This window comes from Bacteroides sp. OF04-15BH (assembly GCF_003477995.1).
In the GTDB taxonomy this organism is placed as follows: Bacteria; Bacteroidota; Bacteroidia; order Bacteroidales; family Bacteroidaceae; genus Paraprevotella.
In genome coordinates this window covers 1-16,377 of sequence record NZ_QUEM01000015.1, presented here as the reverse complement: position 1 = coordinate 16,377, position 16,377 = coordinate 1, and the positions used below count along the sequence as shown (strand labels likewise).

General features: G+C 46.1%; 10 protein-coding genes, 1 tRNA gene and 1 pseudogene. 4 read left to right on the top strand and 8 right to left on the bottom strand.

Translation table 11 applies throughout. From position 1 onward, the window contains the following. The first annotated feature begins 166 nt into the window (after positions 1 to 166). From DXA74_RS08205 to dapA, 3 genes are all read left to right on the top strand, one after another. Complete coding sequence (locus DXA74_RS08205) at positions 167 to 1,045, top strand: family 16 glycosylhydrolase (RefSeq protein ID WP_118526630.1); 879 nt, start codon at positions 167 to 169, stop codon at positions 1,043 to 1,045. 37 nt (positions 1,046 to 1,082) lie between these two features. Beyond that, a complete protein-coding gene (gene ligA / locus DXA74_RS08200) occupies positions 1,083 to 3,089 on the top strand; it encodes an NAD-dependent DNA ligase LigA (protein ID WP_118526509.1) in 2,007 nt (668 codons plus the stop codon). Between the two features lie 66 nt (positions 3,090 to 3,155). After that, positions 3,156 to 4,049, top strand: coding sequence for a 4-hydroxy-tetrahydrodipicolinate synthase (dapA, locus tag DXA74_RS08195; protein WP_118526507.1), 894 nt, complete (start codon positions 3,156 to 3,158; stop codon positions 4,047 to 4,049). Between the two features lie 453 nt (positions 4,050 to 4,502). On the opposite strand, the gene DXA74_RS08190 is transcribed toward dapA, so the two are convergent. From DXA74_RS08190 to DXA74_RS08175, 4 genes are all read right to left on the bottom strand, one after another. Beyond that, the gene (locus tag DXA74_RS08190) at positions 4,503 to 5,846 is read right to left on the bottom strand and encodes a citrate/2-methylcitrate synthase (protein ID WP_118526505.1); all 1,344 of its coding nucleotides are present in this window, start codon (positions 5,844 to 5,846) and stop codon (positions 4,503 to 4,505) included. 29 nt (positions 5,847 to 5,875) lie between these two features. Beyond that, positions 5,876 to 7,138 (bottom strand): NADP-dependent isocitrate dehydrogenase, encoded by a 1,263-nt coding sequence (gene icd, locus DXA74_RS08185; protein WP_118526503.1) that lies wholly within the window; start codon positions 7,136 to 7,138, stop codon positions 5,876 to 5,878. Positions 7,139 to 7,154: 16 nt separating this feature from the next. Beyond that, positions 7,155 to 9,413, bottom strand: coding sequence for an aconitate hydratase (locus DXA74_RS08180; protein ID WP_118526501.1), 2,259 nt, complete (start codon positions 9,411 to 9,413; stop codon positions 7,155 to 7,157). Positions 9,414 to 9,535: 122 nt separating this feature from the next. Continuing rightward, positions 9,536 to 10,768 (bottom strand): LL-diaminopimelate aminotransferase, encoded by a 1,233-nt coding sequence (locus tag DXA74_RS08175; RefSeq protein WP_118526499.1) that lies wholly within the window; start codon positions 10,766 to 10,768, stop codon positions 9,536 to 9,538. A 215-nt stretch (positions 10,769 to 10,983) separates the two neighbouring features. Here DXA74_RS08175 and DXA74_RS08170 point away from each other — a divergent pair. Continuing rightward, positions 10,984 to 11,068, top strand: a tRNA-Ser gene (locus DXA74_RS08170). A 160-nt stretch (positions 11,069 to 11,228) separates the two neighbouring features. Here DXA74_RS08170 and DXA74_RS08165 read toward each other — a convergent pair. The 4 genes and pseudogenes from DXA74_RS08165 to DXA74_RS08145 all read right to left on the bottom strand — a co-directional run. Then, positions 11,229 to 13,844, bottom strand: a complete 2,616-nt coding sequence (locus DXA74_RS08165; protein WP_117853852.1) for a UvrD-helicase domain-containing protein — start codon at positions 13,842 to 13,844, stop codon at positions 11,229 to 11,231. 67 nt (positions 13,845 to 13,911) lie between these two features. Then, positions 13,912 to 14,571, bottom strand: coding sequence for a hypothetical protein (locus DXA74_RS08160; RefSeq protein ID WP_117677820.1), 660 nt, complete (start codon positions 14,569 to 14,571; stop codon positions 13,912 to 13,914). Positions 14,572 to 14,590: 19 nt separating this feature from the next. Then, positions 14,591 to 15,088, bottom strand: coding sequence for a hypothetical protein (locus DXA74_RS08155; RefSeq protein ID WP_117677821.1), 498 nt, complete (start codon positions 15,086 to 15,088; stop codon positions 14,591 to 14,593). 306 nt (positions 15,089 to 15,394) lie between these two features. Further along, positions 15,395 to 16,377, bottom strand: a pseudogene (locus DXA74_RS08145) (mobilization protein); the annotation flags it as partial.

Genomic DNA, 16,377 nt, shown 5'->3' with positions numbered 1-16,377 from the left:
GCAAAGATAATAATAGTCCTTGGAATCCGGACAATCACGGGGCATAAAACAGAAGCCGATAAAGAACTTTTAGGATTCGGCCGGGGGCGGATGGGAAACTTTGTCCAAAAAGCCTGAGATTTATTTGGTTTCTCTGTGGCGATTTTATAACTTTGAAATAAAAAACATGAAAAAATCAGTCATTCATATTGGGTTATTGTTTGGAGCCGGTCTGTTGCTGGCTTCACCCGCGTCGGCCCAGCGTGCCGATTCCCTGATGCAGGCCGGTTATCAGCTGGTGTGGCAAGATGAGTTTGAAAAAGACGGAACACCGGATCCGAAGAACTGGACCTACGAAAACGGATTTGTGCGCAACAAGGAACTTCAGTGGTATCAGTCGCAGAACGCCGAGGTGCGCGATGGAGTGCTGGTGATCACCGGAAAGAAAGAAAAGGTGAAGAATCCGGCTTACAAGGAAGGTTCGGACAGCTGGCAGAAAAACCGTCCGTATGCCGAATATACCTCATCTTCGGTCATTTCCAAGGGCTTGTGCGAATTCCAGTACGGCTATTTCGAAGTGCGTGCCCGCATTCCGGCTGCCCGCGGCTCCTGGCCGGCCATCTGGCTTCTGGGCAGCAAGAAGAACTACGGATGGCCTTCGTGCGGCGAGATAGACATCATGGAGTTCTATCCGCGCAAGGGACATGCGCTGTTGCACGCCAACGCCTGCTGGGGCGACGACAAGGGCGGCAGTGTATGGGATTCGGCCGCAGTGCCTTATGCCGAGTTTACGGAGACGGATTCCCTGTGGGCCACCCGCTTCCATGTGTGGGCTATGGAGTGGACCGACAAGAAGATTGACCTTTATCTGGACGATCGTCTGATGAATACCATCGATCTGTCGAAGACCGTAAACGGCAAGCACGGAAATTATGAGAATCCTTTCCACAAGCCGATGTATCTCCTGTTGAATCTGGCTATGGGAGCCACCGGCGGACGCATAGACGAGCAGGCTTTGCCGATGCGTTATGAGGTGGATTATGTACGTGTCTACCAGAAAAAATGAAAACGAAGCAGCGCTTTCTTAACCCAACGATTGAAAAATGGAAATAAAAGATGAAATCCGGCAGCTCCGTGACGAGCTGCATCGGCATAACTATAATTATTATGTGCTGAATGCTCCGGAAATCAGTGACCGTGAGTTTGACGAAATGATGGCCCGTCTGCAGCAGCTCGAACAGGAACATCCGGAGTTTCAGGATCCGAATTCCCCGACCCAGCGTGTCGGTAGTGACCTGAACCACGATTTTGTGCAGGTGGCCCACCGTTATCCCATGCTCTCGCTGTCGAACACTTATAACCAGCAGGAGGTGGCGGCATTCTATGAGCGTGTGTCTGAAGGCCTGAAAGGTGAGCCGTTTGAGATATGCTGTGAACTGAAATACGATGGTCTGTCCATCTCGCTGATTTATGAGGAAGGACGCCTGGTGCGCGCCGTGACGCGTGGCGATGGCGTGCAGGGGGATGATGTGACCGATAATGTGCGCACCATCCGCTGCATTCCCTTGCAGTTACAGCCGGGAGATTATCCGGCATCATTCGAGATCCGTGGAGAGATTCTCATGCCGTGGAGCAGTTTCGAGGCGCTGAACCAGGAGCGTGAAGCGCGTGAGGAACCGTTGTTCGCGAACCCGAGAAATGCCGCTTCCGGTACGCTGAAAAGTAAGAATTCGGCCACTGTGGCCCAGCGTAAACTGGATTGTTTCCTGTATTATCTGCTTGGCGAGGAAATCCCTTCCGACAGTCATTATGAGAATCTGGAACGGGCACGCCGGTGGGGCTTCAAGGTGTCCGATGCCATCCGCAAGGTTTCCACCTTACAGGAAATCTATGATTTTATAGACTATTGGGACGCCGAGCGCAAGAACCTTCCGGTGGCTACCGACGGTATTGTCCTTAAGGTGGATTCGTTGCGCCAGCAGCGTACTTTGGGCTACACGGCCAAGAGTCCGCGTTGGGCCATTGCCTATAAGTTTCAGGCCGAGCGCGCCTATACGCGTCTGAATGCCGTTACTTTCCAGGTGGGCCGTACGGGCGCGGTGACTCCCGTAGCCAATATGGATCCTGTTCAGCTGGCCGGTACGGTGGTAAAGCGGGCCACACTGCATAATGCCGACATTATCAAACAGCTGGATCTGCATTTGGGAGATATGGTCTATGTGGAGAAAGGCGGAGAAATCATTCCGAAAATTGTGGGTGTGGACTATGAGGCACGCAGTTTCATGGCATCGCCCGAGGTGCGCTTTGTGACGCACTGTCCCGAATGCGGCACTCCGTTGGTGCGCTATGAAGGCGAAGCGGCCTGGTACTGCCCGAACCAGACTTCCTGTCCGCCGCAGATCAAAGGACGCATCGAGCATTTTATCAGCCGTAAGGCCATGAATATCGACAGCTTGGGACCGGAAACCGTGGACGAGTATTTCGAGCGCGGACTGATTCACGATGTGGCCGATCTTTACGACCTCCGCGTGGAACAGATCAACGGTGAGGACGGCGGCCGTGAAAAGTCGGCCCGGAAGATTATCCGCTCGATACAGGAGTCTGCTTCCGTGCCGTTCGAACGTGTGGTTTATGCGCTGGGAATCCGCTTTGTAGGCGAGATTGCCGCCAAGACCCTGGCGCGTAACTTCAAGTCGATGGACAATCTGGCTGCCGCCACACTCGACGACCTGATGAAGGTGAACGGAGTGGGGCAGGTCATTGCCCAGAGCGTGGTTTCCTTCTTTGCCGATGAGAAGAATGTGCGGCTCATCGAGCGCTTGCGGGCCCACGGAGTCCAGATGGCGCTGAGTGAGGAAGAGCTGACGGCGCACTCCGACGTGCTGGCCGGTCAGAGCATCGTCATCAGCGGCGTGTTTACCCAGCATTCACGCGACGAATACAAGGCCATGATCGAGCGTCATGGCGGAAAGAATGTGGGAAGCATTTCGGCGAAAACATCCTTCATCCTGGCCGGTGCCAATATGGGTCCCGCCAAGCTGGAAAAAGCGCAGAAACTGGGCATCCGCATCCTGAGTGAAGAAGAGTTTCTTCTGTTAATTGAAGCATAAAACTATTGTTATAGTCGGAATAAATTATTATTTTTGCCATCGCAACAGAAAAAATCACATTGATATATGATACAGAATAAATTTAAGGGGTTAGGTATTGCTCTGATAACTCCGTTCAAAGCAGATGGAAGCATAGATTATGATGCACTGATACGTCTTGTTGAATATCAGATAAAAAACGGAGCGGATTTCTTGTGCATTATGGGAACAACCGCCGAAACTCCTTGTCTGTCGTTAGATGAAAAAACACGGTTAAAGGAACTTCTTGTAGAGCGCGTTGCCGGCAGAGTGCCCCTGTTGATGGGCTGTGGCGGTAATAACACGGCTGCTGTGGTTCACGAACTGAAGACTGCCAACTGGCAGGGCATCGACGGTATCCTTTCTGTATGCCCTTATTACAACAAACCTTCGCAGGAGGGATTGTATCAGCATTTCAAGGCCATAGCCGAGGCTTCTCCGGTTCCGGTGGTGCTGTATAATGTGCCGGGCCGTACGGGAGTGAATATGACTGCCGAGACTACCTTGCGTCTGGCCCGTGACTTCCAGAATATTGTAGCCATCAAGGAAGCCAGCGGTGACATCACGCAGATGGATGACATCATCAAGAACAAACCGGCTCATTTTGATGTGATTTCCGGTGACGACGGTATCACTTTCCCATTGATTACTCTGGGTGCTGTGGGTGTGATTTCTGTAATCGGTAATGCCCTTCCGGCCGAGTTCAGCCGCATGGTGCGTCTGGCACTGAATGGCGACTATGAGAGTGCGCGTACCATTCACCACAAATTTGCCGAGCTCTTCAAACTGCTGTTTGTTGATGGAAACCCGGCCGGTGTAAAGGCTATGCTGCATGCTATGGGACTGATTGAAAATCAGTTGCGCTTGCCGTTGGTACCGACCCGACTGACTACAATGGAGAAAATCAGTGCCATTCTGAAGGAACTGGATATCCGTATCTGATTTCCGGTTTTGAAAGACGGACAGAAAGACGATATAGAGAGGGAACTGCTTCGCAAAACATGAAGCAGTTCCCTTTTTGTTTTAGCCATATCGGGATTTTTTCGCTTTGTCTGTGGGGCAGGCTGTCAGAATAGAAATACTGCAAAGAATCGGACAAAACGAAGCATTTCAAGGCATGTTTCAGAAGCTTTTCAAATATCTGATTTTTAATAACTTGGAAAAATAAAAATTTCATCAGCTTCTTTTGGAAAAAACAATTTGATGAAATTCTGCAAAGATCGGAATGATTTCTGATTGTGATGCCCATGATTCTGAATGTTTTTTATGGGCGGGTAAAGATTCCGGACAGAAGTCTGCTGGGCGGCATTATCATACAGAAAAGCCCTGACGTTTCTTAAATGGAAAAACGTCAGGGCTTTTCTGTCTTTATGAATAGAGATTCCTGCTGCCGGATTAACGCTCGTTAATCGGAGTGTAAGGCTGTTCGTCGATGACATTCTTGTAGGCCGGACGGATGATTCTGCGGCCTTCGAAGTTCAATTCCTCGATGCGGTGTGCGGTCCATCCCACAATACGTGCCATGGCAAAGAGTGGGGTATAGATTTCCTGTGGCAGACCGATCAGATCGTACACAAAGCCGGAATAGAGGTCTACGTTGGCGCAAACGCTCTTCTTGCCGCCCTTAACCTTCTTGAAGCACTTGATGGCGCGCTCTTCGATGAGTTCCAGGAATGCAAATTCCTTTTCGCGTCCCTTCTCGGCTACCAGCTCGCGGGCCAGTTCCTTCAGCAATACGGCTCTTGGGTCGGAAATGGTATATACGGCATGGCCGATACCATAAATCAGTCCGCTGTGGTCGTATGCCTCGCCGTGGAGCATGCGGGTCAGATAAGTATCCACCTCGTCCACATTGGTCCAGTCGGAGATGTTCTCCTTCAGGTGTTCAAACATATCGCTCACCTTGATGTTGGCACCACCGTGCAACGGGCCTTTCAGAGAACCGATACCGGCCGCAATGCTGGAGTAGGTATCGGTGCGGGTAGAACTGGTCACACGAACAGTGAAAGTAGAGTTGTTACCACCACCGTGCTCGGCATGAAGTACCAGCAGCAAGTCCAGCGTACGGGCCTCCAGCGGGGTGAAGTCCTTCTTCAGCATATACAGGAAGTTCTCGGCCAGTCCGTAGTGCTCTTTCGGCAAACGGATGTGCAGCGAGCGTCCTCGGGTACTGTGGCGATAAATGTTATACGCATAGGCGATTACGGTCGGGAAACGGGAAATCAGCTCGATAGACTGACGCATCAGGTTGTCGCGTGAGATATCGTCCGGATTCGGGTCGAAAGTATACATTTCGAGCACACTTCTGGCCAGAATGTTCATGATGTTCTGGCCCTCCAGATCGATAATATTCATGGTCGTCTTCTTGTCGAGCGGCATATTGTCGCTGATCAGCTCCTTGAAGGCTGCCAGTTGCTCGTTGTCGGGCAGCTCGCCGGAGAGCAGCAGATAGGCCACTTCCTCGAATCCGAATCGTTTTTCACGGAGCAGACCGTGTGCGATGTCGTCCAGGTCATATCCGCGATAGAACAGTTTTCCCGGAATCGGTTTCAGGCCGCCTTCTTCGGTACGTTCGTAACCCACTACGTTACCGATTTTGGTCAGTCCCACGAGTACACCCGTGCCATCCTCGTTACGAAGTCCGCGCTTTACGTTGAACTTGGTAAAGAGTCCGTTGTCGATTCTCGACGCTTGTTTGGCACATTCTGAGAGCTTGTAAACGATATATTCTTTTTTCATATTATCAATCTGAGTTTAAAGTGAATGAATTAAAGCAGAGACACAATCTTGTCTCCGAATTCCTGTGTAGAGAGTGACTTTCCGTTAGGCATGAAGCGGGCCAGGTCGTGAGTGGCTTCTCCGCTTTCGAAGGCCTTTTCCAGAGCATCGGTAATCAGGTCGGCGGCTTCGTTCCAGCCCATGTACTGAAGCATCATCACGGATGACAGCAACAGAGAGCAGGGGTTCACGATGTTCTTTCCGGCGATGTTCGGAGCGGTGCCGTGTGTCGCCTCAAAGATAGCGTGACCGGTGTGGTAATTGATGTTGGCACCCGGAGCAATACCGATGCCGCCTACCATGGCTGCCAGCTGGTCGGAAACATAGTCGCCGTTCAGGTTCAGGGTGGCGATTACGGAGTAGGTTTCCGGAATTAGCAGTGTGTTCTGCAGGAATGCGTCGGCAATGCAGTCCTTGATGATGACTTTGCCTTGCTTTTGTGCCTCTTTCAGAGCGGCTTTGGCGGCATCTTCGCCCTCGCTCTTCTTCAGAGCGTCAAACTGGTTCATGGTGAAAGTCTGTGCGCCGAACTCCTGTTCTGCCACTTCGTAGCCCCATTTCTTGAAACCGCCTTCGGTAAACTTCATGATGTTTCCTTTATGCACCAGAGTGACAGACGGCAACTTGTTGGTCAGCGCATACTCAATGGCGGCACGCACCAAGCGCTTGGTTCCTTCTACAGATACCGGCTTCACACCGAAAGAGGAGGTTTCCGGGAAACGCACTTTGCTGACACCCATTTCCTCTTTCAGGAAACGGTAGAATTTCTGGGCCTCGGCAGTTCCCTGCTCCCATTCGATACCGGCATAGATATCTTCCGTATTCTCACGGAAGATGTGCATATCCACCTTCTGTGGTTCCTTGACCGGAGAAACAACGCCCTTGAACCAGCGTACCGGGCGCAGGCATACATACAGGTCGAGAGTCTGGCGCAGGGCTACGTTCAACGAGCGGATGCCACCGCCCACCGGAGTTGTCAACGGACCTTTGATGCCGATCAGATATTCACGGAACTGCTCCATGGTTTCTTCAGGAAGCCAGGAACCGGTCTGGTTGAAGGCCTTCTCACCGGCCAGCACTTCCTTCCACAGGATCTTTTTGCTGTCACCATAAGCCTTGCTTACTGCCTGATTTACAATTTTCTGACAAACGGGAGTAATTTCGGCTCCTACACCGTCGCCTTCGATAAACGGGATGGTCACTACGTTAGGGACCACCAGTTTACCGTCTTGCATATATGCTTTGTTTTCCATCGTTCTAGTTCTGTTTTTATTTTTTAGTGAAAATATTCAGAGCAGATCCGGCTTTGAACCATTCGATCTGCAGGTCATTATAAGTATGTGTAGCTTCGAAACATTCCTTGCTGCCGTCCGGGTGAGTCACTTCTACAGTGAGGTTCTTTCCCGGGCAGATGTTCTCAATATCCAGAATAGAGAGCTTGTCCTGTTCGCCCACCTTGTCATAGTCTGCCTTGTCGGCAAAGGTCAGTGCCAGCATACCCTGCTTCTTCAGGTTGGTTTCGTGGATGCGGGCAAAGCTCTTGGCCAGAATCACCTTCACATTCAGGAAGCGCGGTTCCATGGCAGCGTGCTCACGGCTGGAGCCTTCGCCATAGTTCTCTTCGGCTACAACAATCGAAGAGATGCCTTTTTCCTTATACTGCTTGGCTACGGCCGATACGGCTTCGTAAGCGCCTGTCAGACTGTTGCGCACGGCATTGGTCTTGTCGTTGAAGGCATTCACGGCTCCCATGAGCATATTGTCGGAAATGTTTTCCAGATGGCCGCGGAACTTGAGCCACGGACCAGCCATGGAAATATGGTCGGTAGTACATTTGCCTTTGGTCTTGATCAGCAGCGGCATATCCTGGAAATCAGCAGCGCAGAATGGAGCAAACGGCTGCAACTTTTGCAGGCGGTTGGAGTCGGCGCTGATGCTTACGGTGATGTTGCTGCCGTCTTCTGCCGGAGCTACATAACCGTTGTCCTCCACGGTGAATCCGTTCTTCGGGAGTGTGTCTCCGGTTGGAGGGTTCAGCTTGACAGCTTCTCCGTTTTCGTTGATCAGTGTATCTGTCAGCGGGTTGAAGGTCAGATCGCCCGCAATGGTCATGGCCATAGCCATTTCCGGAGAGGCCACGAAGGCGTGTGTATTCGGGTTACCGTCTGCTCGCTTGGCGAAGTTACGGTTGAATGAAGTCACGATTGAATTCGGACGGGTAGGATCATCGGTCTCGCGTTTCCACTGTCCGATACACGGACCGCAGGCGTTGGTCATGATCACGGCGCCCATGCTTTCGAAATCGGCAATCATGCCGTCGCGCTCGGCAGTGCAACGAATCAACTCCGAACCCGGATTGATGATAAGCGGTGCGGCAGCCTTGAGGTTCTTGGCGGCTACCTGGCGAGCCAATGAAGCGGCGCGGCTCAGATCCTGATAAGAAGAGTTGGTGCACGAACCGATCAGTCCCACTTCCATTTTCTGAGGATAACCGTTCTGTTTCACCTTTTCCGCAAACTCGGAAATCGGGCAGGCGGCATCCGGAGTGAACGGACCGTTCAGATAAGGCTCCAATGTAGAGAGATCTATTTCAATGATGCGGTCGTAATAGGCTTCCGGATTGGCGATTACCTCCTCGTCGGCCTTCAGTTCTGCTTTTACCTGGTCGGCCAGTGCAGCGATTTCTGCTCTTCCGGTGGCTTTCAGATAAGTAGCCATCTCTTCGTCATAAGGGAAGAGGGAAGTGGTAGCACCCACTTCGGCACCCATATTACAGATAGTAGCTTTTCCCGTGGCCGACAGGCTTTCAGTACCCGGACCAAAATATTCGATAATGGCATTGGTTCCACCCTTTACGGTGAGGATACCGGCCAGTTTCAGAATCACATCCTTAGGAGCGGCCCATCCGTTCAGTTTTCCGGTAAGCTTTACACCGATGAGTTTCGGCATCTTCAACTCCCATTCCATTCCTGTCATTACATCTACAGCGTCGGCACCACCTACACCAATGGCAATCATGCCCAATCCGCCGGCATTTGGGGTATGTGAGTCTGTTCCCACCATCATGCCACCGGGGAATGCATAGTTCTCCAGAATCACCTGATGGATGATTCCGGCACCCGGTTTCCAGAAGCCGATGCCATATTTTGCGGCTACGCTACCCAGAAAATCATATACTTCTTTATTGGTACAGCATGCTGCCGGCAAATCGGTTGCCGTTCCTTTGCAAGCCTGAATCAGATGATCGCAATGCACGGTGCTGGGCACAGCTACGCGCTCCTTGCCGGCATTCATAAACTGGAGCAGGGCCATCTGTGCGGTGGCGTCCTGCATGGCTACGCGGTTTGGGCGGAAGTTTACATAATCTTCGCCTCGCTTGAAAGCCTGCATCTGTTCCGGATTATAGAGATGTGCATAAAGAATCTTTTCGGCCAAAGTCATGGGGCGGTTCAGATTCTTTTTGGCATTTTTCACTTCGCTTTCATAGGTTGCATAAAAGTTGTGCAACATGCTCAAATCGTATATCATTTTTCTTACTTATTAATGTAATAACAGAAAATTAATTATCATTGCGTCGGTAAAGATAGAGAAAAGCTATTAAAATAACAATACTTATGCAGAAAAAGTGAACAAATTAATAATTATGCACTTTAGAGCACTGATGCGATTCTTTTTAACGCTTCGCGGCTCTCTTCCTGGCTACAGAAAGCGGCCAGACGCACAAATCCTTCTCCACCGGGACCGAATCCCACTCCCGGGGTGACAATCACGTTTGCTTCATACAGCATGCGTTCGAAGAACTTCCAGGAGCTTTCGCCGTTGGGTGTCTTCACCCAGATATAAGGAGAATTTTCTCCTCCCCAGGATTTGAGTCCCATTTGGGTGATGGCTTTTTTCATATTGGTGGCATTCTGCAGATAGTAGTCCATATTTTCGTTTATGGCTGCAATGCCTTCGGGGGTGTAGATCGCTTCAGCACCTCTTTGCGCAATATATGAGGTGCCGTTGAATTTGGTGCTCTGGCGGCGCAGCCACAGCTGATTCAATGAAATGGGTTCTCCTTCCAGAGTACTTGCGGTGAGTTCCTTGGGAATTACCGTGTAGCCGCAGCGCACTCCGGTAAATCCGGCTGTCTTAGAGAAGCTGCGGAATTCGATGGCACACTTTTTGGCGCCTCGGATTTCGTAAATGGAGTGGGGAGTATCATTGCTTCGGATAAAGCGCTCATAGGCTGCATCAAACAGAATCAGGGTGTCGTTCTTCAGGGCATAATCCACCCACTTTTTTAGTTCGGTCTTGGTAAGCGTTGTACCGGTAGGGTTGTTGGGCAGACACAAATACAGAATGTCCACACGTTCCTTGGGAGGCTTGGGCTTGAAGTCGGTCTCCTCGGTACATGGCAGATAGTTTACATTGCTCCAGGTACCCGTCTCGGCATCATACATGCCGGCCCGTCCCCACATGACGTTACTGTCTATATAAACCGGATAGGTGGGTGTGGCCACTCCGATATTATTATCGTGCCGTAAAATGTCTACAATACCGCCGGTATCTCCTTTGGCACCGTCGTTGATGAATATTTCCGATGGCGAGAGGCTGATGCCTCGGCTGGCGTATTCGTGTTTCAAGATGGCATCAATCAGAAAGTCGTAACCTTGTTCCGGTCCGTAGCCCCGGAATGTTTTCGGGTCGGTCAGTTCAAGGGCAGCCCGACACATGGCTTCGGCGCAGACCTTGGGCATGGGACGGGTCACGTCGCCTATTCCGATACGCAGCAAGTCGGCTTTCGGATGAGTTACTCGAAAAGAGTTGACTCTTTTGGCCATATCAGAAAAGAAATAACTATTGGGAAATTTCAGAAAGTGTTCGTTAACTAATGCCATATCGTGTCTTTGTTTTAGATTGTTGTATATTTTCTAATTACTACAAAAATAGGATAAAAAAAGGGGAGAAACAAGGCTATTGTTTATCTTTTTAGAGGGAAAAATGGATTTTGGAGACTTTTTTTGAAAAAAAGTAGCGCAAAAGTTTGCATATTCAGAAAAAAGCCGTACCTTTGCATCGCTTTCGAAAACAAAGCCTTCTTACAAAGAAGCTTGGAAAGGTGGTAGAGTGGTCGATTACAGCGGTCTTGAAAACCGCCGTGCTGAGAGGCACCGGGGGTTCGAATCCCTGTCTCTCCGCAATAAATGCTGAAAATCAGTAAATTACAAAACAAACACCCAATTTTACACCCAAGAATGTAAAGTTGGGTGTTTTTGTATTATTTAAGATTATACCCTTAATAAGGACACACCCCAATGTTATTGGTGGTATAATTGCAAAAAGTTATTTAAAGCATTGTTATTGATTAAGTTTATTCAATCGCATAACGATTGACGTTTGACTTCTGCCCATTTTGTTTGCAATATATTTGACGCTCTTTCCCTCATTATGCAGTTTCAATAGAAATTGGTCTGCACTTCTTGTCCATCTCTTATTGGCATTGGGGTGCTTCACATAGCTATCTTCTGAAACCTTTTCAGGATGCAAAAATTCATCCACAAATACAGAGGGAAAACGCTTGTCATATAGCACAAGAGTTTTCATCTTTGCTCTTGTTATTGCTACATAAAACAATCTACGTTCTTCTCCATATGGGAATTGGTCGCTTTTAGTTAGTACATAGTTAAGCACAGGGTCGTCACTAACAAGAGACGGGAAGCCATAAGTATCCTTGTTACATTGCAATAGTATTACATAATCTGCTTCAAGACCTTTTGACTTATGTACGGTCAAAAACTCTATTTTTTGTCCTCCTATCACATAGTAGAATCTATTACCCTCCTTTATAGATTGATACATAAAGGAGAGGTAGTAATCATCAAAAGAATAACGCCCTAATAGGAATATTGATTTATCCGATGGAATAGAAGCCACAAGTTGCCCTATCGTATTGCAGTAATCTCGTCTATCGTAAGCATAGAATTCCAACTCAGTTCTCATTTCAGAACTGAACGAATGGATATTCTTTTGTATTTGGGCTTTATTGCGTTGTATGAAGTTCGAAGACAAAGAAACCAAAGGTTCTCCAAATCTGTATGTCGTTTCAATCTTGTTTATCTCCGTTGTTCCAAAATATTCGGGGAATTGATTGAATAGAGCCATATCACTTCCCGAAAAACGATAAATAGACTGCCAATCATCACCCACACAATACAACTTTGCAGGAGGATTCCCTTCTCGCAATACTTTCAAGAAATTGTAACGGTCAACTGAAATATCTTGAAACTCATCCACTATGATATAATCATATTCAACAGGGTGTGAAGTACGACATATCTCAGTGGCTTGAAGAATAGCATCGGTAAAATCAATTTGGTTACTATCGCTTAACGCATTTATGTAGCGTTCATATACAGGTTGAAATATATTCTTGATGATAAACACACTTCGTTCATCATCTGCATTTTTGGCTTGTTTCAAAACCTCTTTAACTGATTTACAACTTGATTTTACCAATGTAACGAAAGTAACAACAAGTCGTATAAACGCCTTTTCCTGCTTGCTGCCTTTGGGTAGTACTAAATCGTATAACTCCTCATCGGTTTTTTCTTGAATTGGTACACCTGCTTCAGCTAATAGTTTACGGAGTTTATCCCTAATATCAGAATAATGGAAATCTGCACTTGATGTCACTAAAAGTTGTGTACCAAATTTCTCGTGAGCCGCTTTTTTCCAAGTTATACCATCATTGTATTTCTGATTGGCTTCTTCGTAGGTTATACCCTTGTCTTTTGCGAACCAAGCAGGAACAAGCCCGTGTTCATCAACTCCGAAATGTTCAAGATAGATGCGTTTGGTTACTCCTCCTTGCTTAAAATATATTGAGAAGTCGGGACGATATTGTGAGTGCATCTCATCTGCTAATTGATGTTCGTATGGTTCTTCATATCTGAATTTCACTCCCAGCGAGGACAAAGCAAAACATATTTTTTGTTCTTGTTCACTTCTCACATATATGGCTCTGCCGTCCATATCGGGGAACATCGCCTTTAGCTGCACATTCTTTTGCTCTGATAATTGCTCTCGTCTTTCATTCTTGCGTTGTTCCCAATCGGCTTCATTCGTTTGGTAATCAATAAAGTATTCTACTATACTTTTCTTGAAAGACGATTTATCTAACAATTTGTGATATATATCAACAAACAATGAATCTGTATTGTCGCAAATCGATGGTTTTGTGCCTGTTGTTTTGCCTATAATATCAATGGCTAACTTATGGAATGTGTAACCTTTCAATCCATTGGTCGCCATTCTTTCGGTTAGTTCGGCTGCTGCTTTGTTGGTATAACTGATAAGTAAAATTCTTTCAGGTGCTATACCCTTGATTTCGGTGAGATATTTAACCTTACCGACAATTGAAGAGGTTTTACCACTACCTGCACTGCTGACTACTAAACAATTATCCTCTTCTGAAACAATTGAGCGTCTTTGTTGCTTGTCTAATGGGTATTTTAGGCAATGGTCGAAAAAGTCCCTGTGCGTGTCAAGTAGAAAGGTTATAACACCATCATTATGTTGTTTTACAAGTTTGTTGATTCTTCCAAAGTCGTTAATGAATTTGGATATGGTTTCTGATGGAGTGATGTTAAAGGCTTCAAGTTTCTTCAGAAGTGAATATGCCTCTTGGAAATGTACCTTATAATGATTGATGAAATCTTTTTCTTGCGTTGCGGAGATTACCCTGCCATAAAAGCCATTATTTAAGTCTGAGGGAATATCTATAAACGTCCCCTCATTAAGAGCCGATAATCTCTCTCTTGCTTGCTCATAATTTGATTTCTCGCTATATGCAGATATATGGTTTAGCTTTTCTGCAAGCTCTTTGGATTTGTTTTTTAGGCGTGTTCGTACCATCGCTATTACAATAACCGAAATAGCAATTATACAAATAACCAAAATAAACGCCCATTGCATATTAAAAAAATAGCAGTTAATAATATTTGCTTTGCATAAAAATTAGCGTACTACGGAAATACGGAATTTATAGCAAAAAATTATTTTCTTTAAAATAATCTATTACATCTTCATCCGAAGTTGCTTCATCTACTGCGTTTAAAATTTTTACGAAGTCCTCAAACTTATCTGTTTCATAACCCCCACAAGTTGTAAATTCTTCATCGCAAAAGAAAATCATTTCTCCCGGAATGGTCATTGAGCCTGCTCCATTAAGACTCCTAAATCTATGGCTTACTGCCCAACCTGTAAATTCTCCTTTGTGATATTTAGCGACATTTTCTTTTAGAGAAGCAAGTTGTTCTGAAAGTTTCTTGGTGTATTTGTTCAAATCAGATTTGGCTTCTTCCTTTTCTTTTTTTGCTCGTGAATACTCTCCACGAGAGTATTGAGAAGAATAACCATTGGGGGCAAAAATATCCATAGAAGATTCTGCTGATTCAATTTTTCTCTCACAGCGATTTATTTTAGATATCAAATTCTTGATTTCATCGCTAATTTTCATAATAGGCTCAATAGTAGTTACATCAATAAACATACTATCAACTCTTGTTGATATTGGCTCATAAGAATCAGGGTGATAGAGATAGTCTTTAAGCGTCTCTTTAACCAATTTCTCAGCTTTTTCCTCGTTAGAGAGTGTACAAGAAGTTATAACTAAAGCGGATAATACTAAAAACTTTTTCATAATCTGTCGTATTATTGGGTTATTTCTCAGGGAATAAACTTGTTAAGGCTCTTCTAATGGCTTGACGGATATCATCAGCTTCTGTTTCGCCTTGTCCTTCTGCTGTACAAGAACATATCATTTCATTGGTTTTTGCAGAGCTAAACTGTATAGTTACTTCTATTGTATAACCTAAACCTCTATTACGCCTGCCACTCTCACCATAATTGACGATTAGAGTTTCATTAGATAATTCGGGTTTAAGTTCGGGTAATATGATATATCCTTCTTTTATTAGTATTCCTGCTATTACATCACTTGGATTAACACTTTTGGTGGTTGAAGAACCATAGATACCGTATTGCCCACCATATGTACCTCCTATGCTTGATGTCAATTCCTTTGTTGGGGAAATGTATGCGTATTTATACATTTCAATAGGAGCATTCCTTACTATTACAGGCATTCGAAGTGGTGCACATCCATTCATTAATATAATGGCGCAAATAGCAAATAACCATTTTTTTATTACACTCATACACTACATATTTTAATCTCCAGTTCCAAAAGGAATTTAACCTATTAAAGAAGCGTGGAACTGTATGCCACATTCTTTACTTGAAGGTCGTAGGAAACCATAGATGCAGATGTAACAATAGCAGCCCACGCTATATGCGTGAGAACCACTATGCTATCCTTGCATCTAATTGAAAATTTCCTACGTTTTCAAGTACAAGATAAGCATAACGCTTCTTCTTAATTCTAATATGTTTTGGAAAGAGTAGTCTCAATCCGTTTACAAAGATATTTAATTTTATTGAGATACAATCAAATACTATCAAAATTACATTCTGAATCCTCTACTTTTTCTTGGTTCTTCTGTAGATTGTCGCAAACCTTGCCTTAATTTCTCCCATTGCTCTTTGAACCATTCGCCTATCGGCTGCCTGTTTATGGTCAGCACCAATTTATTCTCATCTATCGGACTTTTTTCAACCTTGAAAATATCATTCTTGATTTCAAATCTTCGTCTATGCTCTTCGGAATAGATTTTCCCATTGCATCTGATAGCTTCTTTTTTTGTCAAAAGACTGTTTACCATATCTTTGGTAAATCCATGGCATAGCATAATTTTTCCATTCTCAGCATTTCTTTGAGCAGTGGGAACCAGTTGAACGCTTTTTCAAGAATGGTGTTCAATCGTGATATTTCCTTGTCTTTGGCTTCAAGCTCTTGATTATGTATTCCTTGCAGGTTACGAATTTGATTACCGTGCTGTTCCTGCATTTGTTGCATCTGAACTTTTAAGTCATCAAAGCTTTTGTCACGCTTGGCAATTTCATGACGTAAATTCTCGTTAGATTGTTCCAAATCTTTTAATTTACCGCTTCCGAAAAGAGAACCTACACTGCTGGTTATGGCTGTGGCTACATCGGTAGCTGCACTTTTGAGTTTGTCCGTACGTATCTCTGCTTTTACCTGTTTGAGTTCCTGCTCGGCGAGGCTTACCTGTTGCTCCTTGTGTCGCTTGGTTTCCTCTATACGTTGCAGTTCGGCTTTCTGCTTCTCAATGATAAAGTCGTTCCGTTCCAGATGCTCTTTACCTGTAACAGCTTTAGCCTGTCCACGTTCCATCAGGAGAATATCGGAAGCAAGGGTCTGCATGGTTGCCATATCCTCGTCATTGAGCTTTCGGCTTTTTCCAGTTTCATGGTTCATCCAGTCGAATACGACATGAGCATGATAATTTGGTTTGAACCATCTGTTACCGACTTGGAAGCTCTCCTTGTCTTCCGCTTCCGGCTGACCGTTCAGCCAATGCCCTTC